Consider the following 24,347-nt stretch of genomic DNA (forward strand, 5'->3'; position numbering starts at 1 on the left):
TCCTAGCGTCGGACGATTGACCTCAAGAGCCTTAATGCTACCGACAGTGAGGCCATGTCGTCGGCCTCGAGTGCGTTGACCTCATCAAACATGGTCTTCGCCCTGCCCAGTTGCTCGGCGTTCAGCCCCTCCCATGCCTTGAGCCGTTCTTCGGCAGACGCATTGGGTTCGGTTGCTTCAAGGACTGACGTAGTCATGTCGGCAACGGTCGAGTACAGGTCGTCCCGCAGGGCTGCCCGGGCAAGAGCCTGCCAACGGTCATCGCGCGGCAGGGAGCTGATGCGTTCGAGCAACGAGTCCACGTGGAAGCGGTTGAACACTGTGTAGTAAACGTGTGCCACATGTTCCACGGTGTCGTTGCCGGTCTGGGCGATCCGGGCGATGTCCAGAAGGGCGTAGCTCTCGAAGAGTTCCGCCCACCTCCGGGCGAGGTGTTCGGGAAGATCCCAACTCAGCGCCTTGTCGAGCCAGCCACTGATGCGGACCTTGTCCTCACCACGCAGGTAGTCCAGAAGCTTGGCGCGCAACGGTTCCATCATGGGCTTGAACGCTTCCACGACGCTGGCAATCGGCTGTGATGCCATTCCTTGTCCCAGTACCCAACGCACTGCCCGGTCGAGCAAGCGCCGGATGTCGAGATGAACTTCGCTCCAGTGCTCGGTGGGGAATGACGCCGGCAGCGCATTCAGCTCAGCCACCATTGGGTCGAGGTCGTAGATTTCGCGCAGGGCTACAAATGCTTTGGCCACTGCGACCTCGTTCGCCGATGTTTCTTCGATGGCCCTGAACGCAAACGTGATGCCGCCCAGGTTGATGATGTCGTTTGCCACCACGGTGGCGATGATCTCGCGCCGCAGCGGGTGGGTGTCCAGCTCGGCGTCGAACTTCTCGCGCAACTGTTTCGGGAAGTAGTTGCGGATGGTGTCCGAGAACCACGGGTCGTCAGCCAGGTTGCTTTCGCGCAACGCCGTACCCAGCTCAATCTTCGCGTAAGCCGCGAGGACCGCGAGCTCCGGTGAGGTTAAGCCCTGGCCCTGTTCCAAACGGGCACGGAGGGTATCCGTGGTTGGCAACGCTTCAAGGTCCCGCTTGAGGTCGGCGGATTTCTCCAGCCAGTCCATGAGCCGCTCATAACTTGGACTCCAGTCCGCGACCCGCGTACGGTCATTGAGCAGCAGGATGTTTTGATCGATGTTGTCCTGCAGCACCAGCCTGCCGACCTCGTCGGTCATGTCGGCGAGGAAGGCAGCCCTCTCAGCCTCTTGAAGCTTGCCGGCCGCCACCATCCGGTCCACGAAGATCTTGATGTTGACCTCGTGGTCCGAGCAGTCCACGCCTGCGGAGTTGTCGATCGCATCCGTATTAAGGATGACGCCTTGCAGAGCGGCTTCAATACGCCCGCGCTGGGTCAATCCGAGGTTTCCGCCCTCTCCAACAACCTTGACCCGCAAGTCACGCCCATCCACGCGAATGGAATCGTTGGCCTTGTCACCGACTGCTGCGTGGGTTTCCGTGCTCGCCTTGACGTAGGTGCCGATACCACCGTTGTAGAGGAGGTCGGCCGGTGCCAGCAGGATTGCGCGGAGCAGTTCAGGCGGGCTGAGTTGTGTCGTTCCCTCGGGCAAGCCCAACGACTTCCGCACCTGTTCGGAGACCGGAATCGTCTTTGCCTGGCGTGCATACACACCGCCGCCCTCACTGATGAGTGCACGGTCGTAATCGTCCCAGGAAGAACGGGGCAGCTCAAACAAACGTTGCCGCTCAGCGAAGGATGCTGCTGCATCAGGTGCAGGATCGAGGAAGATGTGGCGGTGGTCGAAGGCGGCCACCAGCCTGATGTGGCGCGATAGCAGCATGCCGTTTCCAAAAACATCACCTGACATATCGCCAACACCCACCACGGTGAACTCTTCGGTCTGGGTGTCGAGGTCGAGTTCGCTGAAGTGACGCTTGACCGACTCCCAGGCTCCGCGCGCCGTAATACCCATCGCCTTGTGGTCGTAACCGACCGATCCACCGGAGGCGAAGGCGTCACCCAGCCAGAAGCCGTACTCGGCCGCCAGGCCATTTGCCGTGTCCGAGAAAGTAGCCGTGCCCTTATCGGCCGCCACCACCAGGTAGGAGTCGTCGCCGTCGTGACGAACAACGTCCGACGGCGGGACAAGCCTTTCGCCGTCGGCCGACGTCACGAGGTTGTCCGTAATATCCAGCAAGCCCCGGATGAAAGTCTTGTAGCTTTCGATACCTTCGGCCATCCAGGCGGCGCGGTCCACGGCGGGATTGGGCAGTTTCTTCGCGAAGAACCCGCCCTTGGCACCCGTTGGGACGATAACGGCGTTCTTGACGGTCTGTGCCTTCACCAGCCCAAGGATCTCGGTTCGGAAATCCTCCCTACGGTCCGACCAGCGGAGACCGCCACGAGCCACCTTGCCGAAACGCAGGTGCACCCCTTCAACGCGTGGGGAGTAAACCCAGATTTCGAACATCGGACGCGGGAAGGGCAGTCCCTCAATCGACGTCGGGTCCAGCTTGAAGCTGAGGTATTCCTTGTTCTGGAAGTAATTGGTTCGCAGCGTGGACTCAATAAGGTTAATGAAGGTCCGCAGGACACGGTCGGCATCCAAGGTGGCAACCTGTTCCACCGACTCGGCGAGGGAGGCACGCGCTGCCTCCTGGCGTTCGTCCCGCACCTCGTCCGCCACCGAGGGATCGAATCGTGCTGAGAAGAGTTCAATGAGCCCACGCGCAACGTCGGGGTTGCCCAGCAGGGTATCGGCGATGAAGCCGAAGGAGTTCGTGTTCCCCATTTGGCGCATGTACTTGGCGTACGCCCTCAGCACCACTACCTGACGCCAGTGCATTCCTTCGCGGAGCACCAGGCGATCGAAGTTGTCGGATTCCACCGCACCGGTGACTGCAGCACCGAAGGACTGGGCCAAGAGACTTCCGGTAGCCAGGGGGTCGACTCCCGCGGGGTACTTCAGTCCCAGGTCGTAGAGGAAGAAATCGCGATGATCCGCAGTTTCGATCTCGAATGGCCGCTCATCCAGTACTTCCAGGCCAAGGTTGTGGAAGTAGGGAAGGATCTGGCTCAGGCTCTTTGGCTCCATCAGGTAGAGCTTGACCCGGGCGTCTTCCTCCAAAGCCTCACCCGCTCCGTCGGGAAGGTATACGTGGACGCCGGGTTTCACATTTCGAGTGGCTTCACCGGCCCGCTCCGCCTGGGCACCGTATTCCTCAAAGCGTTCGATGTCCTGCAGCGCGTCTTCGACCTCATAGTCCACGCGGTAGCCAGCGGGGAACGCTTCGGCCCAGAGAGCCGCCAGGGCATCTGCGCTCTCGGCAGGGTGATGCTCTCGAAGCACCTCCGTAATGCCCTCGCTCCAGGACCTCGACGCCCGCATCAACCGGTGTTCGAGTTCCTGTACGTTCACTTCCGCCAGCTCAGCGGTGCGGGGCAAACGAATCCGGAAGAAGACACGGGCAAGTGCCGATTCAGTGATCCGGGCCTCGTAGTCGATCGTCTCGGCCTGGAACGTCTCACGGAGTTCCTGCTCGATCCGAAGCCGGACACTGGTGGTGTAGCGGTCGCGGGGCAGGTAGACAACGGCAGACATGAAGCGGCCGTAAATATCGGGACGCAGGAACAGCTTCGTCCTGCGGCGCTCCTGCAGGCGCTGGATCCCCATGGCGGTTGCGGCAAGATCCGCTATCTCGATCTGGAAGAGTTCGTCCCTGGGGTAGGTCTCAAGGATGCCCAGGAGGTCCTTGCCGGAGTGTGAGTCAATCGGGAAACCAGCATTCCTCAGGACCGCGTCAACTTTGTCCCGGACGATCGGGATACTGCGGACAGAACCCGTGTAGGCACTCGTGGCGAACAACCCGATGAACCGGCGTTCACCGTTGACGTTGCCCTGGGCGTCAAAGCTCTTGACGCCGATGTAGTCGAGGTAGGCAGGACGGTGGACCGTGGAGCGCGAGTTTGCCTTGGTGATGACCAGCGCCCGCTTCTCTCTTGCCCTCTTGCGACCCGCATCGGTCAAGTGTTGTACCTGGCGGGTGGTGTCCCCTGCGCGGAGGAGTCCCAGGCCACTGTCCTCACGAAGCTGCAGGACGTCCTCGCCCTCTTCCTCCACGAGGTCATATTCGCGGTATCCCAGAAAGGTGAAGTTGCCGTTGTCCAGCCAGCGCAGAAGGTCCTGCGCCTGCCGCAGCTCAGCAACCTGCTCGGGATGGGAGACTCCGCCGAGCGCTTCTGCCAGTTCCAGCGCCTTGCTGCGCATTTTCGGCCAGTCCTCGACGGCGGCACGCACGTCCCCGAGAACGCGATGCAGGCCTTCGATGAGTTGTGCGCGGGCGTCATCGCTGACACGGTCAATTTCGACGGCGATCCACGACTCCATGTGCGAGGCATTGTCACCATCGCCGAGAAGGTGGGCGATGCTCGGCAGAGCAGCGGTGTCGCCACTGGAAATACCCACAGTGGACGGGACCCGGGAAACGCTGCGCATTTCGCCGGAAACCCGGTCACGGGTCACGACGAACAAGGGGTGCATGACCATGCGGATGGCGCAGTTTTGGCGGACGAGCTCTGCGTTCACGGAGTCCACAAGGAAGGGCATGTCATCCGTGACGATATAAACAACGTTACGATCCGATTCGCTGCCGATTTCCACCAGGGCGTTTCCCGGACGGCGCGACTGGGCGACCGCTTTGTGCTTGGTGGCCCGCGAGATCAGCAGCTCCGGGGAATATGCCTGCGCATCCTCCTCCGCGAGGTGCTCGTAGTAGTCACCGAAGAACCCTTCACGGACAACTGCTGCATCGGACCGATCCTCCACGCTGGATCCTGACGACATCGACAAACGCCTCCATCACAAGTTGATTGCTGCGACTCTGCAGCCCACATGCCGAGCCTAGCGCTTAAGGCGCTGCAGGGCTCTGATACTTCGCCCAAAGGAATTGCGTTTTTGATGGACAGGTGCACATACGAGGCCGGCGATGGCAATCCTCAGCTCTGAATCGGGTGCGCATTCCAAGAGCACAGATCCCGTGAGCAGCGCCGTATCGCAAGCGAGCGGATCCGAGGGGAGGTAAGCGTCGATGCCCGTGCCTGGACCGTACCGGTTCCAGGCATCCTGCAACTGTTGGCGCGGGGCATATCCAACGGCTGATCGCTTGACTTTGTTCAACACAATTCGTGGCGACGCCTGCGGAACAACCTCTGCCAGCTCAGCCAAACCCCGCACCAGCCGTGGCACGCCGATGGCATCCGCGGTCCCCACGGCAAAGACAACGTCGGCCAGCTCAAGACTGCGAAGTGTTGCCGCGTTACGCCTGGGAGCCAAAGTGTCAAAGCTGAGTTCTTCATCGGATTCGAGACAGAAGCCCACGTCAATTACCACAGTGTCGGCCAGCTGCCTGGCTCTCTCCAAAACGCGAGTCAGAGCTGCGGCCCGTAGTTCAGTCCAACGGTCCGCCCGCGTGGTCCCGGTCAAAACGCGAAAAGAACCCGCCTTGGTGAAGACGCGGCTGGCCGTACCCGCCAGGGCATCGGCATCGAGCAGGCCCTGGTCGGCGAGTCTGCACGCTTGGGCCAAACCAGCCGACTCGTCCAGAAGGCCCAGCATCGCCGACACGCTGGCTCCGTAGCTATCCGCGTCCACCAGGATGACCGACTGACCATCAGCGGCCAATTCCGCCGCCATGTTGACCGCAAGCAAAGTCCTGCCCGGGGCACCGGTTGGCCCCCACACCGCGAAGATGCGCCCCGCACCATCACTGGGCTCTTCCGATTTCCCATCCGGCAGCGCCAGCTGCGGCGGTTCAACACTTGGATCCGCGAAACCCGCGCTGAGGCCATTGTCGGCCCGACCATAACGGCTGGCGCGTGCCACTGCTTGGGAAATCTCGTCCGCGAGGGCTTTGGGTTCAATATCCGAGGACGCGGCAACAACTCCGATGGAGCGGAGCCGCCCGGCTTCATCCGGATTATCGGTCAAGGCGAGGATAGAGACACCTACCGCCGCAAGCCTGTCCACCAACGTCGTGGTGAGTTCCTCGCAGCCGTCACCGACTATGGCCGCCAGCGCCAAACCGCTCTGGCACGCAGCCATCAGTTCGGCGAGTTCTGAACAGCGTCGGACAACCGTCACAGGGCCGTGCAGGCGTTCCAGCCCCTCAATGACGGCTTCCTGGGCGGCACCAACGGTTACGACGGGGATACTCATGAGACCCGTCCCGCTGGATTCCAGACCACGGAAACCTTGGCCTTGTTGGCCTGCGCCCCGAGCAGTTTTGGCATCTGCCCGTCTGTGACCAGGACGAGCACCGTTGAGGTTTTCGCCGCTCCCAATGTGGCAGAGCCGGGGACTATCTGCGCGATCTCAGCGCCCGGCAGCAGCAGCTGCGGATCCTCATAAGCCGCAGCCGCTCCAGGCATGGCAACCCAAACATCCACCCGGGCCCCTGGGCCCGCCTGGGCCGGCAACTCCCCGTCCATGGCAATGGCCACAGGCTTTCTGTCCAACGCATCGGCTGTGCCGAGGCTTTCACGGGGCAGCAGCTGGTTCCTGGCCACCCGCTGCAGGGCGACCTTCCCGGCTGACAGTCCATCCTCAACGGTGATGTAGCCTTCCTCAACCTCATCCAAACGGACCTTGACGATGGAAAGGTCCTCAGTGGTTATCTGCTGGCCGACCGCGATCTCTTCCCGGGCGGCGTATACCTGCGTCGTTTTGTCAGCACTTCCAACCAAGGCAACTGCTCCGGCCACTGACAGGAGCACCAGCAGGACGCCTATCAGCAGCCGGGGGTCCTTCCATGAAGGCTTGCTGATGCGTGCGGCGGCAAGAGGTGCAATTGGACCCATGTTTGTCTACTCCCCCAGAACGTGTTGTGAGCATGGTCGGCGGACCCGCCTCCCCATTCTTACCGTCGGGCGATATCCACCCCAAAGCCAGTGGCCGCAAATGGGCCGAAACTGTGGATAACTACACCAAACGACAGTGTGAGTGGCAAAATGGAGCCATGCCCCGATTCCTGACATTGGCCGATGTCGCCGAACAGCTCCAGATAAATTCCCCCCAGGCGTACGCCCTCGTCCGCAGCGGGGAGCTCAAAGCAATCCAAGTGGGAGGGCGCGGACAATGGCGTATCGAAGAGACGATGCTCGAGCAGTACATTCAAGACCGATACGCCGAAGCCAGCCGAATGATAGAAGAGGCCAAATCCAAGTCAGGCCAGCCTGGCAGCCGGAGCGCCTAGAGCTCCTGGCCGCTGGCTGAGCTGAGCGCCACGAGCGACCCGAAGGGGACAGTGACAACACTGGCCACATTGCCGGGGCGCCGGACTTCACCGTCTTGCACCACAGCGACATCAAAGTGATCCCGCCCCACCCTGTCGATGACACCCCTCAACTCAAGACCCCCGTTGGCCAACGCGCCTAAATGCACAATCACCGACGCCCGGTTCCTGGCCAACGCCCTCAGCGCTGTGGCCATACCCAGCGGAGATTGGAGCCGCGGAGAGGCCTTCTGCGCATACCGGCCCAGTCCCTGATAACTGAGGACCGAAGGGAAGGGAACCAGCCATTGCCGGACGCCCTCGGTCAGGACCAACCACTCACCTCCAACGTGGGTAACCACCCCGAGGAGCGTCGCGCCGCCGGAGAGGACCACTTTGACCTTCGCGGCACCCAGGGCACGTAACCGATCGGTGAGTTGGATCGTCGCCAGCTCCACCCTGGCCCGTTCAGTGATCTCCGTTTCCCTCTCCAAGGCCCGTTCAGCCAAAAATTGTGCTTCCAAATCGTTGAAGAGAGAGTCCCATCTCATGTCGTCAGACTAGGCTGCATTACGGAGCCAACGCCAATCCCTGCCCGTCAAGGCAGACCCACGATTGGACAGGCATGAAAAAGTGTGCCAAAAATGGACTCCAGATTGATCAAACTCCATCAAATTGCATCAAACGAAGCTTGGGGGCTTTGAATGGCACGAACCTTGCGGAGAGACACCGGGCTTGCTGTGGCGATCCTTGGGCTGGGACTCCTTCTGGCGCTGGCAGGCAACATCCTCGTCGGCCAATGGCAGACTTCCCAACGACATCATCAGAGCCTTTCCTTTGATGTGTTGGCAGGATTTGCTGCAAGCGCCGCGGGAACAGCGATAGTTGCCTGGTGGGTGCTTTCCCTAGTGATGGCATTTCTCGCCGCCCTCCTCCACCGGGTGGGCGCCGGCAACAGAGCCACTGCCCTCTCCAGGTTCAGTCCCCCGTTCATGGTCAGGCTTGCGATAGCCGTACTGAGCATGAACCTCCTTGGCGGTGGCTTGGCTCAGGCAGACGTCCAACCAACGCCGGAGTGGATTCCGACTTCCACGCACGGCCGCACAGTCCTCACGGAGCCGTCTCCTGCAGCCACGGGCGGAGCTGACAGCAGCAACACAACGTCCACCGCGCCCGATCCGGGCTGGCGGCCCCGGCCGCCCGTGGTTGTTCCAGGGCTACTCAGCCAGCCAGGATCCCGCGACGCAGCAGCCGCACCCGGGAGCGTGAGCGGTGTGGAGGTAAAAGCCGGGGACACACTCTGGTCCATAGCCGCCTCGAGGCTGGCACCGTTTTCGACTGACGTGGATGTTGCCGCCGCATGGCCGAAGTGGTACGCCGCGAACCGCTCTGTCATCGGTGACAACCCCGCCGTACTGCTTCCAGGCCAAATCCTTCAACCTCCCGAACCCGCATAGCAGCGGCAACGTCACACCCGGACTCAATGAAACAGCCGCCTACTCAGGGGCGGCAGCAAGCCTCACAGCAAACCCCAGCGTCATCCCAGCAGAAGCCACCCGAGCATAAGCGTTCCCCGCGCTTTGGCTCATGTAGTGAATGCCAGAGGTATGACCTTGTCCGTTGCAACCGCAAACCGTCCCCCAATCCGCCAAGGCCCCCAACGTGCCAGCGCCTCGTCCGGCTCGACAAAAGGGGCCGACACAGACATCCGGTTGGTGGCGCGCAGTATTGCCCAGGCCGCCCTTGAGGTTCTTGCAGGCACGCGTCCGCTTGTGCAGTTGTCGCGCTCGCTGGACCCGGAATGCTATTTGGCCCTTCAACATCGCGCGGCTCTGACCCGCAAACATGCAGCGCGCAGCAAGGGAAGTCCACAACCGCACCTCAGCCCGATGGTCCGTTCGGTTCGCGCTTGTTCCATCAGTGAATCAATTTGCGAAGCCAGCATCGTCGTCGCTGAAGAGGGCCGTTGCCGTGCGGTTGCCATGCGACTCGAACGGACCGACGGCTTGTGGCAGGTTACTGCGCTGGAGATCGGCTGAGTCCATGGGAGTCCGGGCCGGGGTCCACAAGTCTGGATAAGTCCGGATAAGTCCGGATAAGGCGAAGGGGCGATCCCCGGACCGGTATGTCCGTGGGATCGCCCCCTGGTGTTCCTAACGCTTATTGTTCCTAGCGGCGCTTCTTCTTCGCCGGTTTGCGCTGTTCTTGGCTTGCTGCCTTGGCAGGGTTCCCTGAACGGCCCGACGCACGTCCTTCGATCCGCGTCTGCGTAGCGCCATCTTCACCGGGTGCGGTGTACTGCAATTGGGCCGGTTTCTCCGGTGCCTGCAGGCCAGCGGCCCGGATCTGGGGATCGTGATGTTCTGTGTGTCCCCCGGCTGCCGAATCATCCGCCACCACGACATCCTCGGCCGGCGTCACTTCCACCTCAAGGTTGTACAGGAAACCGATGCTCTCCTCGCGGATGGCCTCCATCATGCTCTGGAACATCACGAAGCCTTCGCGCTGGTATTCCACCAGCGGATCACGCTGCGCCATTGCTCGGAGCCCGATTCCCTCCTTGAGGTAGTCCATCTCGTAAAGGTGTTCCTGCCATTTACGCCCAAGAACCGACAGTACAACGCGGCGTTCCAGTTCCCGCATGCTCTCGGAACCGATGGCTTCTTCGCGTGCCTGATAGACGAGGCGCGCATCGGAGAGGATTTCTTCGCGCAGGAAATCAGCCGTAATCCTCGACTTGCCGCCGGCTTCCTCAATGACTTCTTCAGGGGTTACCGTCGCCGGGTACAGGGTCTTCAGGTTCGTCCACAGCTGGTTGAAGTCCCAGTCGTCGCCATTGCCTTCGGCCGTTGCTGCATCAATGAGGGAGTTGATGGTGTCCTCAAGGAAGTACTGGACCTTTTCGTGCAGGTCATCGCCCTCAAGGATCCGACGGCGGTCGCCGTAGATTGCTTCACGCTGGCGGTTGAGGACGTCGTCGTATTTCAGGACGTTCTTGCGCTGTTCCGCGTTGCGGGCTTCCACCTGGCCCTGGGCCGAGGCGATGGCACGTGAGACAAGCTTTGACTCGAGTGCGACGTCGTCAGGTACCGAGCTGTTCATGAGCCGCTCAGCTGCCCCCGAATTGAACAGCCGCATGAGGTCGTCCGTGAGGGAGAGATAGAAACGGGATTCACCGGGGTCGCCCTGGCGTCCGGAACGGCCGCGCAACTGGTTGTCGATCCGGCGGGATTCATGTCGTTCCGTACCCAGGACGTAAAGCCCACCCAGGTTCAGCACTTCTTCGTGTTCGTCCTTGACGGCCTGCTTCGCTGCGGCGAGGGCCTCGGGCCAGGCGGCCTCGTACTCTTCGGAATTCTCCTCCGGGTCCAGTCCGCGCTTGGCGAGCTCGGCAATGGCGGTGAATTCGGCGTTGCCGCCCAGCATGATGTCGGTGCCACGGCCGGCCATGTTGGTTGCGACCGTAACTGCACCCTTGCGACCGGCCTGGGCAACGATGGATGCTTCCCGGGCGTGGTTCTTTGCGTTCAGGACTTCGTGGCGGATGCCTTCCTTGGCCAGCAGCTTGGAAAGGTATTCGCTCTTCTCAACACTCGTGGTACCGACCAGCACAGGCTGGCCGTTCTCGTGGCGCTCGGCGATATCAGCAACGACGGCGTCGAACTTTACAACCTCGTTCTTGTAGACGAGGTCCGACTGGTCGATGCGCTGCATGTCACGGTTGGTGGGAATGGGAACCACGCCGAGCTTGTACGTGCTCATGAATTCGGCGGCTTCAGTCTCTGCCGTACCGGTCATGCCGGAGAGCTTTGAGTACATGCGGAAGTAGTTCTGCAACGTCACTGTGGCGAGGGTCTGGTTCTCAGCCTTGATCTCGACGTTTTCCTTGGCCTCAATGGCCTGGTGCATACCTTCGTTGTAGCGCCGTCCGGCCAGGATACGGCCGGTGTGCTCGTCAACAATCAGGACCTCGCCATCGAGGATGACGTAATCCTTGTCCCGCTTGAAAAGTTCCTTGGCCTTGATGGCGTTGTTAAGGAAGCCGATGAGCGGCGTGTTGGCCGATTCGTAAAGGTTTTGGATCCCGAGGTAGTCCTCCACCTTTTCAATACCGGCTTCGAGGACTCCGACGGTTCGCTTCTTCTCGTCGACTTCATAGTCGACGTCGGGCTGGAGCCGAAGGACAACCTTGGCAAATTCGCTGTACCAGCGGTTCGTGTCGCCTTGGGCCGGACCGGAAATGATGAGCGGTGTACGTGCCTCGTCGATGAGGATCGAGTCGACTTCATCCACAATCGCGAAGTTGTGTCCGCGCTGAACCAGCTCGCTGGCGTCCCAGGCCATGTTGTCCCGGAGGTAGTCGAAGCCGAATTCGTTGTTGGTGCCGTAGGTGATGTCCGCTGCGTACTGCTCCCTGCGGACCGTTGGATCCTGGTTGGAGAGGATGCAACCGCTGGTGAGGCCAAGGAAGCGGTAGACGCGGCCCATGAGCTCGGACTGGTATTCAGCCAGGTAGTCATTGACCGTCACCACGTGCACGCCCTTGCCGGTGAGCGCATTCAAGTAAGCCGGCGCCGTAGCGACGAGGGTCTTGCCTTCACCGGTCTTCATTTCAGCGATGTTGCCTAGGTGAAGTGCTGCGCCGCCCATGAGCTGGACGTCGAAGTGGCGCATGCCCAGGGTTCGGGACGAGGCTTCACGCACAGCAGCGAAGGCTTCCGGCAGCAACGCGTCCAGCGTCTCCCCATCCTGGTACCGGGACCGAAGAACGTCCGTTTCGCCACGAAGTTCGGCATCCGTGAAGGACTTGAAAGAGTCTTCCAGGGCATTGATGGAATCGGCATAGTTCCGCAGTTGCTTGAGGGTCTTTTTGTCACCCGTGCGGAGAAGTTTTTCGATTAGTGATGCCACGTGAAAGTGCTCCCAGTCTCATGCTGCCGAATTCTGGCTGTTTCAGTCTACGGGAGAGACCAAGGCAGCGTGGCCGGGTTCACCTCTGAGCGGACTGGCGTTTCGGGGTTCGGCATAGGGAGGCGCCGGACGTCCTGTGACCGCGTCCGCCAGGTCACCGGCGAGATCCCCTACCGGCCACACCACCACTTCCTGCAGTCCGAGCCAAGTCGCCATGAGCCCAAGTTCAGCAGCGAGCTCGACGGCGGTATCCGCCGGCGCGTCCGGCTCACGGAACGCCGAGCGAACCAGCAGCTGACCTGATGCACGGTCTGCCTTCAGGTCAACCCTGGCTGCGAGGCCCTCCCTGAGCAGGAAGGGCAGCACGTAATAGCCGAACCGGCGCTTCGCGGCAGGGGTGTAGATCTCGATCCGGTAGTGGAATCCAAACAGTTCCTCAAGACGCCGCCGTTCGAAGACAAGGGAGTCAAAGGGACTCAGCAGCGCCCGCCCTTCGGCCTTCCGTGGAAGCCTGGCATTGACGTGCTTGAAAACCTCCCGTTCCCATCCCCGGACCGTCACTGGCTCCAGCACGCCCGCGCCCACCAGCCTTCGGACTGATTCCGCCCCCGCTTTGAGCGGCGTCCGGAAGTAGTCGGAAAAGCACCTTACGGTTCCTATGCCGTGGGCCTGGGCTGCTGCCTCAATAAGGCGGTCAAGGGCTTCCTCAGCATCCACGGCAACCGTGGGATAGGTGGAGACCACCCGGGAGGTGGGGGTGTATTTGCGCTCAAACTGGGGAGTCCGCGAAGCGGCTGAAACGCGCCCTTCTTCAAAAAGGTGTTCCAGGACCCTTTTGACGATGTTCCAGTTCCAGCCCCAGTTATCGCGATCGGCTGCGGGAGTGTGTCCGAGTTTTGCGGTGAGTTCTGACGCCGTCATGGGCGGCCCGCTGCCCAGAGCCGCCAAAATCCGGTCTTCCATGTCCAGACGAATACCCGGATCCAGGCGATGCGCCCCCACCCACGCGCGCTTTTGCCACAGAAGCAGGTCCGCAAAATGCTCGGGTCGTATGAAGCTTGCCTCGTGCGCCCAGTACTCCATCATTTTCCGCGGCTTGCGGGACGAGAGGTTGAAAATAATGTTGGTGTCGTAGTCTCCCAGCCGCGAGAAGAACGGAAGGTAGTGGCTGCGCGCGAGGACATTGACAGAATCGATCTGGACAAGCTGCAGTTGGGCAAAGGTCCGGCCCACTGCCCGTGAAGTCACGGGGCCAGCGGGCCGGACCTTTGCCAATCCTTGAGCTGCCAATGCGATCCGCCGCGCCTGTGAGAGGCTCAGCGAAGCGGTCATTGGTATCCCTTCGTCAGATGCAGGCCTTACTTGGCGGTGGCTGCTTGGTCATCGGACCGATACGCGAGGATTTTCTCCTCGACGGCATCTTCGCCGGGTTCGCAGGTGGAATCGAGGGTAATCACACCGTAGGTCCAGCCACTGCGCCGATAGACAACCGATGGAGCGTTGGTTTCCTTATCCAGGAAGAGGTAGAAGTTGTGCCCCACCAGTTCCATGTTGTCCACCGCATCATCCAGGGTCAGGGATGCCGCAGGGAACACCTTCCGGCGGATCAAAACAGGCGAGTCGCCGGCGGGGATGTCGTTCTCGATGTCATAAGGAGAATGCTCCACTGTTTCCGCAGCAGCCTCCTGGTGGTTGCTGGCCTCCACGTAGAGAGGCTCGTTGGCACTTGCGGGTTCAAGAGTTGCCGTAGCTTCCCGCACGGCCTTGGGCGTGTGCCGGCCGTGGTGCACCTTTTTCCGGTCCTTCGCACGACGAAGCCTCTCAAGCAGCTTGTTGTACGCCAGATCGAAGGCAGCGAATTTGTCAGCGGCTGTGGCCTCTGCACGGATGACGGGGCCACGGCCCAGGACTGTCACTTCGACGGTGAGCTCACCCGGCGTCTGCCGGGGATTGGTTTCCTTGGAAACCTTGGCGTCTACTCGCTGGACCTTGTCCCCCAACGATTCAATCTTTGAGATTTTCTCGCCGGCGTATTCGCGAAAGCGGTCTGAAACTGTCAGATTTCGTCCGCTGATCATGAACTCCATGGTGCCCTCCAAATAACTCAGGTGACACGACAACGGCACTGTTGGGGGCTGATCTGACGGACAGTCGAGCCCCTTTCCGAGCCGCTATCGACAGGTACATCTTTTCTTGGTACCCACAATCGACGTTAGTTCATCGCAACGCGTTATTCATCCTTTGGCCACTTATTTTTTGATTGAGTCTTAACAGCTTCACAGGTGGTCGTGTGCGGGCGCGATTGAGGCGTAGGCTGGTGGCCTCGTGGCCGCCAACACGACTGCTCCGCAGACCACGCCTCCTGCGGCCTCCACCGCACGTGCTGCCTCGGCAAGGGTTGCCCCTGTCGTGAGGACGTCGTCCACAAGGATGCATCCCATTCCCCGGATCAGTCTGGTCCGTGTACGCCTGACGCGCATGGAACCCCTGACTTTGCGGGCCCTTTCTCCGCGCCCCAGCCCCTTCTGGCCTGAACCGCCGTCGCTGCCTTGACGACCCGGAATTGCATCCGCGATTCCTGGCAACAGTGCCTGAAGGGATCCCCGACCGTCCCTGCGGAAGGGTAAAAACCGCACCTTGGTCAGCACATCACGGTGTGGGCGTTGGGCCTGCGAGTGGCGCAACCGGAGTATGAGGAGCATCAAATGCAGTGGACTGAATCCGCGCTTACGGTAGGCGCCGCCGCTGGTGGGAACGGGCACAAGGCAGTAGCCGCTCTCATTGCCGACGGCAGCATCCACGGCCTTCCCAAGGCAACCTGCCAAAACACCCGCCAGACGCCACTGGCCGTAATGCTTGAACGAGAGCAGGCATTGTGCCAATTCGTCCCGGTAGGGTCCCGCAGCCACCACGCCGAGCCTCGCTCCGCCGTCGACAGTAACAAGGGCCGGCGATTGCAGCTCTGCCCGGAAGGGCTGACCACACAATTGGCGCACACGCTTGGCGCAGCCTGCGCAAAGGACGGTATCTTCCGCACCGCAACAGACGCATTCGACCGGAACCACAATTGTCCGAAGGTCTTCCAGCGCGCCTTCCAAGGCCGCAATCAGCCGGGCAACCCGACTGTTGTCCCGTCCGCGGCGACGTGCCCTCCCCGGGTCGGGCGCCAGCAGGTCAGGGTCCGGTGCGGTACGGCTTCCTCCGCTGGACGGCCAACTGCCGGGTGAAAGGTTCATCGACCCAGTTTGTACCGGGGCCAGCGAAGGATGAAGGTACGAAGCGTGCTATGTGGATACTCTGTCCGCAGGTCTCACCCTGGGAAAGCCGGCTCCGTGGGACCTTTGAGTTGCAGCTCCCAGCCGTTTCCGACCCGTTGGAAGATTCCGGCCTCGGATTGGCCGAAGATCTGCTCGGGACCATTGCCCGCGCTGATGCTGGTCAGGCCGTCCCAGGGTGCGAGTTGTTGTGCTTCACCCGATGCGAGGGAGAGCAGCTCCGGAACCACTGTGGACGTGGCCGAAGCGGACATCACTGCCACGGTCGAAGCATTCACCCAGACTCCCTGGTCTGCCGCCCCAGTGGTGAGGAGCGTGATGGGAGCAGTGAGATCCTTGGGCACGCCATCGGGATTCCGGACGATGCCGGCGATCTGCACGGTGGATTTCCCGTTGGCCTCGGAAATGACCAGCGCCCTGGTTCCCTCCCGGGAAACCCTGAAGTCCTTCACGGTGCGACCGGAAAGCCACGACGGGGTGATGGTCACGTTGGGAATTGCCATACCGGGTGCGATGCCGGTGGGTTTGTAGGCCACCACTTCTGCCGCCCCGTTGGCCCCCGGACCCGCTGTCCACACCCAGTCCTGCGGACTGAAGGATGGCCCGGTGAGGGTACTTCTGGTAGTCAGCTGGCGGGCGGGCTGGCCGGGTTCGATCGAATAGAGGGTGGTCTTGTCCCCGTTGAGGAAGGCAGTTGTCTGGGATGCAGGTGATTCGGCAGGCGAATGCGGACCGAGTCCGGCGACCGACTGGATATCGGGGAGCGGCGTGATCCGGTTGTTTTCGTAACGAACCAGCTCGCCGTTGTTCACCGCGATCTGCCGGGCCGGAACGGTCTTGTCCACCACTGGTGGCAGGACCGTGCCATTGTCTTCCACACGGACCAGGTCCTGGTCTGCCCGCAATTGCACGTTGATGACATCCGGTTGGCTACGGAACGTTAGAGCCAACTGGTTCTGCATCCTTTGGCGGTCTTCCGCAGAAGCGTCGAACAACTCCTTGGCCGAGAGATCCACCTGCGCAGCACCTGAAACGACCGGAACGGATTCACGCGCAAGCTTCATTCCTGACGGGAAGGCACTGACAACTGCCCCCCGCAGATACGGCGCCGGACCGGCCAGCAAGGCGCTGGTCATGGATTTGACCGTGTTCTTCTTGATGAACCACCGGTAGTCGGGCACCGCATAGGTGAAGGTTGGGTCATAGAAGTAGATGGGGAACGCTCCGTAGATCACTTTGAACGTTTCCTCGGGAATCGCGGTTCCGTCCGGCACCTTGGAGATCCGCCACTGACCCTCCACCTGTTCGAGCGTCAGCGGGATGGTCTCCTTGGTCCCGGGCGGGTATTGCGTCGCAACGCCGTCGGCGTCCACGGAGTAGGCGAGGTCGAGCACGTAAAGGTACTCGTTTTCCCCGGAGGACTTGACCACTTCTGCCTCGCGGAAAACGATCGCCCGCTTATCCGGCTTCCACGTAACCGACTGGGCCTGCGTCAAGTACTGGCGGGCCACAGGATAGTCATCCTCATAGCCGCTGCCGGCCATGTAGAAGTCCTCGATGATCGCTTCGGGACTTGATCCCTCACGGGGCGCAGCGGGGAAAAACACCGGTGCGTTGGGATTTCCAGCGCCTTCGTCCTTGCTCTTGCCAACCGGGCCCGAACGCGGAATCTGTGCACAGGATGAGAGCAGCAGCATGATGACAGCCAACAGCGCGAGGATTACCCCGCGGCGCCGGCGTCCGGGCTGAGTCATGGCTTCTCCCCTGCTTCGTGATCCCGGGCGGCCGGCTCTTCGCTGTCCGATGGGGATTCAGTCGCGGTGCTGGTGTTTTCAGTACCGATCACAAGTACTTGGCGCTCACTTGCGGAACCGGGGAAATCGATGTCTGCAGGCTCAAGCAGCAGCGGGGACTTGACGATCGAACCTCCCTGCCGGAGAGGCAGTGTCAACCGGAAGTTGGATCCGGAGCCCTTTTGGCCCCATGCCTGCAGCCACCCGTTGTGGAGTTTGGTGTCCTCGGCCGCGATTGAAAGGCCAAGGCCGCTGCCACCAGTGGTCCGGGCACGTGCTGGGTCCGCGCGCCAAAAACGATCGAATACCCGGGCGGCCTCAGCCTGGCTCATACCTATTCCGTGGTCCCTGACGGACACGGCCACGGCGTCGTGGTTGGCCGCGACCGAAATATGGATCGGTTTGCCTTCGCCGTGTTCAAGCGCGTTCAGCAACAGGTTGCGGAGGATCCTTTCGATTCTCCGCGAATCCATCTCCACGATGATGTTCTTCTCCCGCGCGTTGAGGCGGACTTCCGAACCGTACTCTTCGGCCACGGGAGCCGCGCCTTCCATCACATGGGCTACGACCTGGAAGATGTCCTGGGGTTCGGCGTCGAGGACAGCGGCCCCAGCGTCGAAGCGGGAGATTTCCAGCAGGTCCGACAACAATGACTGGAAGCGCTCAACCTGGTAGTACAACAACTCGGCCGACCTCTTGTTCATGGGGTCGAAATCCTCACGGGCATCGAAGAGGACTTCGGCCGCCATCCGCACGGTGGTCAACGGAGTTCGCAATTCGTGGGACACATCGGAGACGAAGCGTTGCTGCATCTGCGACAAAGTAGCCAACTGGGTGATCTGCTCCTGAAGGCTTGCCGCCATGTGGTTGAAGGATGCGCCCAACCTGGCTACTTCGTCTTCGCCCTTCACAACCATGCGTTCCTGCAGCTGCCCTGCAGCCAGCTTCTCCGAGACGACGGCGGCATGGCTGACCGGACTGACGACGTTTCGCGTGACGTACCAGGCAATGGCACCGATCATCAGGACAAGGGCTGCACCTCCTGCCCACAGAACATTCTGGATCTCATCCAGGGTCTGTTGCGCGGTGTTGAGGTCGTAAATCAGGTAAAGCTCATAGACAGTGCCATTGAAGGTGACTTTGTTTCCAACGGCAATGCCGGGGCGGTCCTCATTGCCCACAGGGAATTGGGTAGGTGCCCAGAACTGTTGCTTGCCACCTTCTTGAACGGCCTTGCGGAGGTCGGGGGGTATTACCCGGATGGTCAGCTGGTCCGAGGCACGCGACTCGACCCACCGGTTGCGGGGTTTGGTCTGCTCCGGTGCCGCTTCGAAGACATACCTGCGCTGGATGACCGAGCCGCGACCTTCGACTGCTGTCAACGTGTCGTAGACGAGGGTGATGACGCTCGACTGGTCGGTGACCTGTGCGCCGTCGAACGTGTCCTGGACTTGTTTGACGTTGTAGCGGGACTCCGATTCAGCCTGGGCCAGGCGTTCCTGGAAGAGGTTGTTGGCGATCTGGTTGGACAGGTAGGCGCCAACGATCGCGAAGGATGTAACGGCCAGCAGCAAGGTGGTGAGGACCGTGCGGAACTCCAGGGAACGCCGCCAGCGGCGGAGGATCGAACGCCACAGGAAGCGCAGCCCCGGTTTGATCTGGCGTACGCCGATGGAAACGAGGCGGGAAACCCGAAGGACCAGGATCAGCCCGCGACGCGTCCAGATCCGGGCACGCGAGAAGAACCACGGCAGGTTCCGGACCGGCCGCGGTGGTGATGGTTCCGGTGTGGACGGCAGAGCCGGGCTTCCGGTACCCACGCCTTCTGCGTCAGGACCTGATGATCCCTGGGCTTCTTCAGGCGTGCCGGTCTTCCCGACCGGAGACTCAGGAACCTGCTTTATATCCGACACCACGCACCGTCAAAACGACCTCGGGCGCTTCAGGATCGCGTTCAATCTTGGAGCGCAGACGCTGGACGTGGACGTTGACCAAACGCGTGTCAGCGGCATGCCGGTAGCCCCAGACCTGTTCCAGGAGCAATTCACGGGTAAAGACCTGCCACGGCTTCCGCGCCAAGGCAACCAGGAGGTCGAACTCGAGAGGAGTAAGCGAGATGCGGTCTCCCCCACGGGTCACCAGGTGACCGGCGACGTCGATGGTCACGTCCGCAATGCGCAAGGTCTCGGGGGCCTTCTGGTCGCCCGGACGCAGTCGCGCACGGACGCGAGCAACCAGTTCGGCGGGCTTGAAGGGCTTCGGAACGTAGTCGTCTGCACCGGATTCGAGTCCGCGAACTACATCCGAGGTGTCCGACTTGGCGGTGAGCATGACGATCGGAACATCCGATTCCCCACGGATTTGCCGGCATACCTCGATGCCGTCGGAGCCAGGCAGCATAAGGTCAAGCAGCACAAGGTCCGGCTTGGACGAACGGAACACGTCCAGTGCCTGGCCGCCATCTGCGCAGAACACCGGCTCGAAGCCATCATTCCGCAGGACGATGCCAATCATCTCTGCGAGTGCTTCGTCGTCGTCAACTACCAGAATGCGTGCCTTCATAGTTATATATTCCCTTATCACCAAGTCTTTGTCCTGTTGGGCGCCGTGCACGGCATGGCGCCCAAGGGGCAGTTCCACCGTACTGCACCGGGGCGCGGCACGCCCGCAAACACTGCTCGTGCGGCGGGCTATGAGGGACGACGGCGGGACTATAGGCTGGGTGCGAAGGTCCGCCTGGGGGACGTCGACTGTCGGCGGACCGGACCTCATGGGGAGGAAACGTGTCACAGCCAGACCACGGCCATCATTCGCCGACAGATGGCCAGCCGGCGTGGGGAAACCAGCCACCATACGGGATGCCGCCCGGTGGTCAAGTACCCGGTGGTCAAGTACCGGGTGGCCAGGTGCCCGGGGCACAGCCTGTGTGGGGTAACCAACCGCAGTGGGGCGGACCGCCGGCGTGGACGACCCCCCAAAACCAGGCACAGAATTGGCAGGGCGCCCCTGGTCCTGCATTGCCACCGGGACCTCCGTATGGCCAGCCTCAGTACATAGCTCCTCCCAAACCGGGAGTCATCCCGCTGCGTCCGTTGCAGTTCGGCGAAATCCTGGACGGCTCCTTCCAGACGATCCGTCGCAACGCTGCCTCCATGTTTGGCTCGGCGTTGCTCGTGCAGGCGCTGGGAGCAGTCTTCACCGGCGTTATCTCACTGGTGATGCTCCAAATGACGGTCTCCCTGGAATCAGTGGACTCCAGGGCTGAATTCACTGAAGCCATGGGCCCGATTTTCGCCATTATGGCGGGAGCCCTCGGGGTCACGCTGCTGCTTGGATTCCTCGGGTCTGTCCTTCAGGGTGTTCTGGCAGTCCCTGTCGCCCGTTCCGTCCTCAACCGGCGGACGGGCTTCAAACAGATGTGGAAGCTTGCCGGGAAACGGATCCTTCCCTTGTTGGGCGTTGCCGGGCTGTTGACCATCGGCGGAATACTGGCTTGGGCCGCCGTGGTGGGCATCGCAGTGCTCCTGTTGACCGCGATGGGACCCGGTGCGCTGTTGATTGTCCTTCCCCTCGGCCTTGGCTCCATCGTCGTCTCTGTTTGGATCGCCCTGAAACTGATGCTTTCGCCGGCCGTCATCGTGGTGGAGCAAACGGGCGTCTACGACGGCCTCCTCCGGTCCTGGCAGCTGACCAAAAACAATTGGTGGCGGATATTCGGGATCACCCTGGTGGTGACACTGATGCTGGGAATCATCGCCCAGGTTGTCCAGATCCCGGCATCCCTGGCTGCAGCATTCATCAGCGAAACCGTGGCACCCCATCCCGATGCTGAAACCACCACTTCCATGCTTGTCATCACCACTGTCATCACCGCCGCAATCCAAGCCCTCGTGGGATCGGTGACGTTCGCTTTCCAGTCCTCTGTCTCTGCGTTGATCTACATGGATCTCCGCATGCGGCGCGACGGCCTTGATGTTGAGTTGATGAGGATGCTGGAGATGGGCGCCAACCCTGACGGAGTGCCCGGCGGCCCCTCGGCTGCGCCGGGTCCTGTCGGCTGGCGCACGGTATGACGGCATCACCCGTAGCAGTGATTACTCCTTTGTTATCGATGGAACCACCTGTGACTCCGGAGCGCGACGAAGCCCGGCGCTGGGCCATCGAAGAACTTGGAAAACCCCAATATTCCGATGCCCGCCCCGGATGGCTGGACCAGCTATGGCGTGACTTCCTTGATTGGCTTTCATCGTTGGAGGGCGACGGAACAGGTCCGGGCACCAACTTCGCCCTGCCCGCGATTGTTGCCATCGCCGTGGTGCTCATCATCGTGGCGGTTTTCGTGGTCCGACCCCGGCTGAATGCCCGCCGCGCCAACCGCACCGATGACATTTATGGTGCCGACGCCACCGCCGACGCCGACGGTTACCGGAGACGGGCGTCAGCTGCTGCCAACGACGGCGACTGGGCGGCCGCCGTCGTCGATCAGTTCCGGGCTTTGGTGCGATCGGCGGAAGAGCGGGACATCATCGATGTCCGGGCCGGCAGGACCGCGGATGAAGCATCGGCGCAACTGGGGCAGGTCTTCAGCACGGTGCAACCGCGCCTGGGTGCAGCAGCCCTCCTGTTCGATGCCGTCCGCTACGGTGAGCAGGGTGCAACCCGCGCCGACTATGAGTCCACCCGCGGGCTGGATGCCGAATTGCTGACGATGAAGCCCGACTTTGACGGCGCCGTCCACACTGGATTCGCGGTGCCCCGATGACACTGACCGCCAAACAGCCCGCTCAGGATCATGAGGCAGGATCCCCTGTCCCCTCCCCCGGGCAGGCTTTCACCCAATGGTTCCGGAAACACCTGACGTGGATTGCGCTCGGCGCACTTCTGGTGGGTTTGGTGACGTATCTTGCCGTCACCAGCATGTCCGGCGGGACGGACTCCCGGGCGCTCTCCGCGCGGAACCCGGCCCCCGATGGGGCAATGGCCGCGGCGGAGATCCTGGGACGGCACGGAGTGGCCCTGACCACCACGGAATCATACGACGACACGGTGTCGGCGTTGTCGGATAAGGACCAGACCACGGTCTTTCTCTATGACCCCCGCGGGTATCTCGACCAATCCCGGATTCAGGACCTCGCGGCAGCCGCAGACCGCGTGGTGGTGGTCAAGCCAAGGCTGCGAACACTCAACGGGCTTGGTCCCGGATTCCGTCCCGGCGGTGTGATTCCCGAGGGCCAAACGGTCATCGAACCTGCCTGTACCGTGGAGGATGCCACGGTCTCGGGCCCGGTGTCAGCGCAGGGCTCCGTCTATGCGGGACCCGAGATGTGCTACTCCAGCCGCGGTGACGGGCCCGGTTTGTATGCGGCATCAACCGACGGCCGGTTGATAGTCCTGGGCAGCACGGACCTGGTGGACAATGAGCATCTTGCCACGCAGGGCAACGCCGCACTGGCGCTTCGTACACTGGGGAACAACCCCGACCTCATCTGGTATCTGCCCGGAGTCAAGGACATCTCCGCGACCGATACGGCTCCCACACTCAGCGAACTTGCACCCAAATGGTTGGCTTACGCAGGGCCTTGGCTGGGCATCGTGACCCTGCTGGCCATCGGCTGGCGTGGGCGGCGGCTGGGACCCCTTGTTTTCGAACCTCTTCCCGTTGTGGTCAAGGCAGCCGAAACGGCCGAAGGAAGGGCACGGCTTTACCAGGATGCGCGGGCAGTGGAACGAGCGGCCGGGAACCTGCGGGCGGGCACCCTGACCCGCCTTGCCCGCCATTTCAACCTCGGAGCGGACGCAAGCACGGACGCCGTAGTGGACGCATCCGCCCGGCGTCTGGGGAGGCCGGCCCCGGAAGTTCGGTCAGTCCTGGTCGACTTCAGGCCGGGAACCGAAGGACAACTGGTGCAGTGGGCACAAGAGCTTGAACGAATAGAACAGGAGGCCAGGAGCCGATGAGCAGCCAGCCGAACAGCTACACGGACTCAAACAGCCAGTACACGGGCGGGGTGATGCCACGACACGCCCCGATGACACAAGACGACGCCGCGCCGCAAGGCGATGCCTCGACACAGCACAACCAAGTGCCGGCCAGCGACGAAAGCCACCAGCGTCAGGTTGCCGGGGACCCGGCGCGCCAGTCGCTGCTGAATGTGCGTGATGAAGTCGGCAAGGCCGTCGTCGGGCAGGATCCCACTGTGACCGGGATGCTGATCGCTCTGCTCTGTGGCGGGCATGTCCTGTTGGAGGGTGTTCCAGGTGTGGCGAAAACGCTCCTGGTGCGGGCGTTGTCCACGGCTCTGAGCCTGGACACCAAGCGTGTTCAGTTCACCCCGGACTTGATGCCGGGCGACGTGACGGGCTCGCTTGTCTATGACTCCCATTCCTCGGAATTCACGTTCCGCGAGGGCCCTGTCTTCACCAACATCATGTTGGCCGACGAAATCAACCGGACGCCGCCCAAGACCCAAGCTTCATTGCTGGAAGCGATGGAAGAGCGGCAGGTGTCGGTTGATGGCGTCTCGCGTCCCCTCCCTGTCCCTTTCATCGTGGCGGCAACCCAGAACCCGGTGGAGTACGAAGGAACCTACCCCCTCCCGGAAGCTCAGCTTGACCGCTTCCTCCTCAAATTGACCATGCCGCTGCCCGGACGGGCGGAGGAGATCGAGGTCATTCGACGCCATGCCAATGGCTTTGACCCGAGGGATCTTGCTGCGGCCGGGGTACGGCCGGTGGCGGGCGCATCAGACCTTTCATCGGCGCAGGCTGCAGTTGCACAGGTTGCCGTTGCTCCGGAACTTCTGTCTTACATCGTCGACATTGTCCGCGCGACCAGGTCCGCTCCGTCCTTCCAACTGGGCGTCTCCCCCCGTGGTGCCACCGCACTGCTCAATACAGCCAAGGCGTGGGCCTGGCTGTCCGGCCGGACCTTCGTGACACCCGACGACGTCAAAGCTTTGTCACTTCCGTGCCTCCGGCACCGGGTGGGCCTCCGGCCCGAAGCCCAAATGGACGGCATCCAGGTGGACGACGTCCTGGGAAGCATTCTCGCCTCGGTTCCGGTGCCGCGGTGATCCGAGTCCGC

The 24,347-nt window shown here is 61.8% G+C and carries 18 protein-coding genes; 7 read left to right on the forward strand and 11 right to left on the reverse strand.

The annotated features are described in order from the left end of the window. Positions 1–2: 2 nt before the first annotated feature. Genes PV760_RS09680 through PV760_RS09690 form a run of 3 tightly spaced genes read right to left on the reverse strand, consistent with a single transcriptional unit; the run spans position 3 to position 6,871 of the window. Entirely contained in the window at positions 3–4,859 is a 4,857-nt protein-coding gene (locus tag PV760_RS09680; protein ID WP_018776430.1) for an NAD-glutamate dehydrogenase, read from the reverse strand. A 57-nt stretch (positions 4,860–4,916) separates the two neighbouring features. After that, the gene (locus PV760_RS09685) at positions 4,917–6,230 is read right to left on the reverse strand and encodes a CpaE/TadZ family protein (RefSeq protein WP_354627629.1); all 1,314 of its coding nucleotides are present in this window, start codon (positions 6,228–6,230) and stop codon (positions 4,917–4,919) included. Next, a complete protein-coding gene (locus tag PV760_RS09690) occupies positions 6,227–6,871 on the reverse strand; it encodes a flagella basal body P-ring formation protein FlgA (RefSeq protein WP_018776432.1) in 645 nt (214 codons plus the stop codon). The genes PV760_RS09685 and PV760_RS09690 overlap by 4 nt, the downstream gene beginning before the upstream one ends. Before the next feature lie 158 nt (positions 6,872–7,029). On the opposite strand from PV760_RS09690, the gene PV760_RS09695 reads away from it, so the two are divergent. Continuing rightward, entirely contained in the window at positions 7,030–7,266 is a 237-nt protein-coding gene (locus PV760_RS09695) for a helix-turn-helix domain-containing protein (protein WP_018776433.1), read from the forward strand. On the opposite strand, the gene PV760_RS09700 is transcribed toward PV760_RS09695, so the two are convergent. Beyond that, positions 7,263–7,835: a hypothetical protein gene (locus tag PV760_RS09700; RefSeq protein ID WP_055971976.1), complete on the reverse strand. Its 573-nt coding sequence runs from the start codon at positions 7,833–7,835 to the stop codon at positions 7,263–7,265. The genes PV760_RS09695 and PV760_RS09700 overlap by 4 nt on opposite strands. 153 nt (positions 7,836–7,988) lie before the next feature. On the opposite strand from PV760_RS09700, the gene PV760_RS09705 reads away from it, so the two are divergent. Beyond that, the gene (locus PV760_RS09705; protein ID WP_354627630.1) at positions 7,989–8,741 is read left to right on the forward strand and encodes a LysM peptidoglycan-binding domain-containing protein; all 753 of its coding nucleotides are present in this window, start codon (positions 7,989–7,991) and stop codon (positions 8,739–8,741) included. A 258-nt stretch (positions 8,742–8,999) separates the two neighbouring features. Next, entirely contained in the window at positions 9,000–9,323 is a 324-nt protein-coding gene (locus PV760_RS09710; protein WP_229778545.1) for an Rv3235 family protein, read from the forward strand. Positions 9,324–9,453: 130 nt separating this feature from the next. On the opposite strand, the gene secA is transcribed toward PV760_RS09710, so the two are convergent. The 7 genes from secA to mtrA form a co-directional block, all read right to left on the reverse strand. Beyond that, positions 9,454–12,195 (reverse strand): preprotein translocase subunit SecA, encoded by a 2,742-nt coding sequence (gene secA, locus PV760_RS09715; RefSeq protein WP_039242129.1) that lies wholly within the window; start codon positions 12,193–12,195, stop codon positions 9,454–9,456. Between the two features lie 42 nt (positions 12,196–12,237). Next, the gene (locus tag PV760_RS09720) at positions 12,238–13,527 is read right to left on the reverse strand and encodes a winged helix-turn-helix domain-containing protein (protein ID WP_354627631.1); all 1,290 of its coding nucleotides are present in this window, start codon (positions 13,525–13,527) and stop codon (positions 12,238–12,240) included. Positions 13,528–13,553: 26 nt separating this feature from the next. Further along, positions 13,554–14,282, reverse strand: a complete 729-nt coding sequence (gene hpf, locus PV760_RS09725; protein WP_018776439.1) for a ribosome hibernation-promoting factor, HPF/YfiA family — start codon at positions 14,280–14,282, stop codon at positions 13,554–13,556. A 189-nt stretch (positions 14,283–14,471) separates the two neighbouring features. After that, complete coding sequence (locus PV760_RS09730; RefSeq protein WP_354627632.1) at positions 14,472–15,431, reverse strand: ComF family protein; 960 nt, start codon at positions 15,429–15,431, stop codon at positions 14,472–14,474. Between the two features lie 74 nt (positions 15,432–15,505). Beyond that, positions 15,506–17,224, reverse strand: a complete 1,719-nt coding sequence (locus PV760_RS09735; RefSeq protein WP_018776441.1) for an LpqB family beta-propeller domain-containing protein — start codon at positions 17,222–17,224, stop codon at positions 15,506–15,508. Next, positions 17,221–19,179, reverse strand: a complete 1,959-nt coding sequence (gene mtrB / locus PV760_RS09740; protein ID WP_354627633.1) for an MtrAB system histidine kinase MtrB — start codon at positions 19,177–19,179, stop codon at positions 17,221–17,223. Before mtrB ends, PV760_RS09735 begins: the two co-directional genes overlap by 4 nt. Beyond that, positions 19,151–19,825, reverse strand: a complete 675-nt coding sequence (mtrA, locus tag PV760_RS09745; RefSeq protein WP_018776443.1) for an MtrAB system response regulator MtrA — start codon at positions 19,823–19,825, stop codon at positions 19,151–19,153. Before mtrA ends, mtrB begins: the two co-directional genes overlap by 29 nt. A 455-nt stretch (positions 19,826–20,280) precedes the next feature. Here mtrA and PV760_RS09750 point away from each other — a divergent pair, with 455 nt between their 5' ends. From PV760_RS09750 to PV760_RS09765, 4 genes are read left to right on the forward strand one after another with little or no spacing between them, the layout of a single operon-like run. Further along, entirely contained in the window at positions 20,281–21,336 is a 1,056-nt protein-coding gene (locus PV760_RS09750) for a DUF7847 domain-containing protein (RefSeq protein ID WP_354627634.1), read from the forward strand. Between the two features lie 50 nt (positions 21,337–21,386). After that, positions 21,387–22,025: a DUF4129 domain-containing protein gene (locus PV760_RS09755; RefSeq protein ID WP_179128288.1), complete on the forward strand. Its 639-nt coding sequence runs from the start codon at positions 21,387–21,389 to the stop codon at positions 22,023–22,025. After that, complete coding sequence (locus PV760_RS09760) at positions 22,022–23,221, forward strand: DUF4350 domain-containing protein (RefSeq protein ID WP_079580574.1); 1,200 nt, start codon at positions 22,022–22,024, stop codon at positions 23,219–23,221. Before PV760_RS09755 ends, PV760_RS09760 begins: the two co-directional genes overlap by 4 nt. Continuing rightward, positions 23,218–24,336, forward strand: coding sequence for an AAA family ATPase (locus PV760_RS09765; protein ID WP_354627635.1), 1,119 nt, complete (start codon positions 23,218–23,220; stop codon positions 24,334–24,336). Before PV760_RS09760 ends, PV760_RS09765 begins: the two co-directional genes overlap by 4 nt. Positions 24,337–24,347: the final 11 nt, after the last annotated feature.

Origin of the sequence: Paenarthrobacter sp. CC6 (genome assembly GCF_040560085.1) — a bacterium.
GTDB classification, from domain to species: Bacteria; Actinomycetota; Actinomycetes; order Actinomycetales; family Micrococcaceae; genus Arthrobacter; species Arthrobacter nicotinovorans.

Excerpts from the sequence above, each read along its gene's own strand:
- PV760_RS09680 (WP_018776430.1), bottom strand. The coding sequence starts at position 4,859 with ATGTCGTCAGGATCCAGCGTGGAGGATCGGTCCGATGCAGCAGTTGTC.
- PV760_RS09690 (WP_018776432.1), bottom strand. The coding sequence starts at position 6,871 with ATGGGTCCAATTGCACCTCTTGCCGCCGCACGCATCAGCAAGCCTTCA.
- hpf (WP_018776439.1), bottom strand. The coding sequence starts at position 14,282 with ATGGAGTTCATGATCAGCGGACGAAATCTGACAGTTTCAGACCGCTTT.
- PV760_RS09730 (WP_354627632.1), bottom strand. The coding sequence starts at position 15,431 with ATGAACCTTTCACCCGGCAGTTGGCCGTCCAGCGGAGGAAGCCGTACC.
- PV760_RS09700 (WP_055971976.1), bottom strand. The coding sequence starts at position 7,835 with ATGAGATGGGACTCTCTCTTCAACGATTTGGAAGCACAATTTTTGGCT.
- PV760_RS09760 (WP_079580574.1), top strand. The coding sequence starts at position 22,022 with ATGACACTGACCGCCAAACAGCCCGCTCAGGATCATGAGGCAGGATCC.
- PV760_RS09765 (WP_354627635.1), top strand. The coding sequence starts at position 23,218 with ATGAGCAGCCAGCCGAACAGCTACACGGACTCAAACAGCCAGTACACG.
- PV760_RS09720 (WP_354627631.1), bottom strand. The coding sequence starts at position 13,527 with ATGACCGCTTCGCTGAGCCTCTCACAGGCGCGGCGGATCGCATTGGCA.
- PV760_RS09695 (WP_018776433.1), top strand. The coding sequence starts at position 7,030 with ATGCCCCGATTCCTGACATTGGCCGATGTCGCCGAACAGCTCCAGATA.
- mtrA (WP_018776443.1), bottom strand. The coding sequence starts at position 19,825 with ATGAAGGCACGCATTCTGGTAGTTGACGACGACGAAGCACTCGCAGAG.
- PV760_RS09685 (WP_354627629.1), bottom strand. The coding sequence starts at position 6,230 with ATGAGTATCCCCGTCGTAACCGTTGGTGCCGCCCAGGAAGCCGTCATT.
- PV760_RS09705 (WP_354627630.1), top strand. The coding sequence starts at position 7,989 with ATGGCACGAACCTTGCGGAGAGACACCGGGCTTGCTGTGGCGATCCTT.
- PV760_RS09735 (WP_018776441.1), bottom strand. The coding sequence starts at position 17,224 with ATGACTCAGCCCGGACGCCGGCGCCGCGGGGTAATCCTCGCGCTGTTG.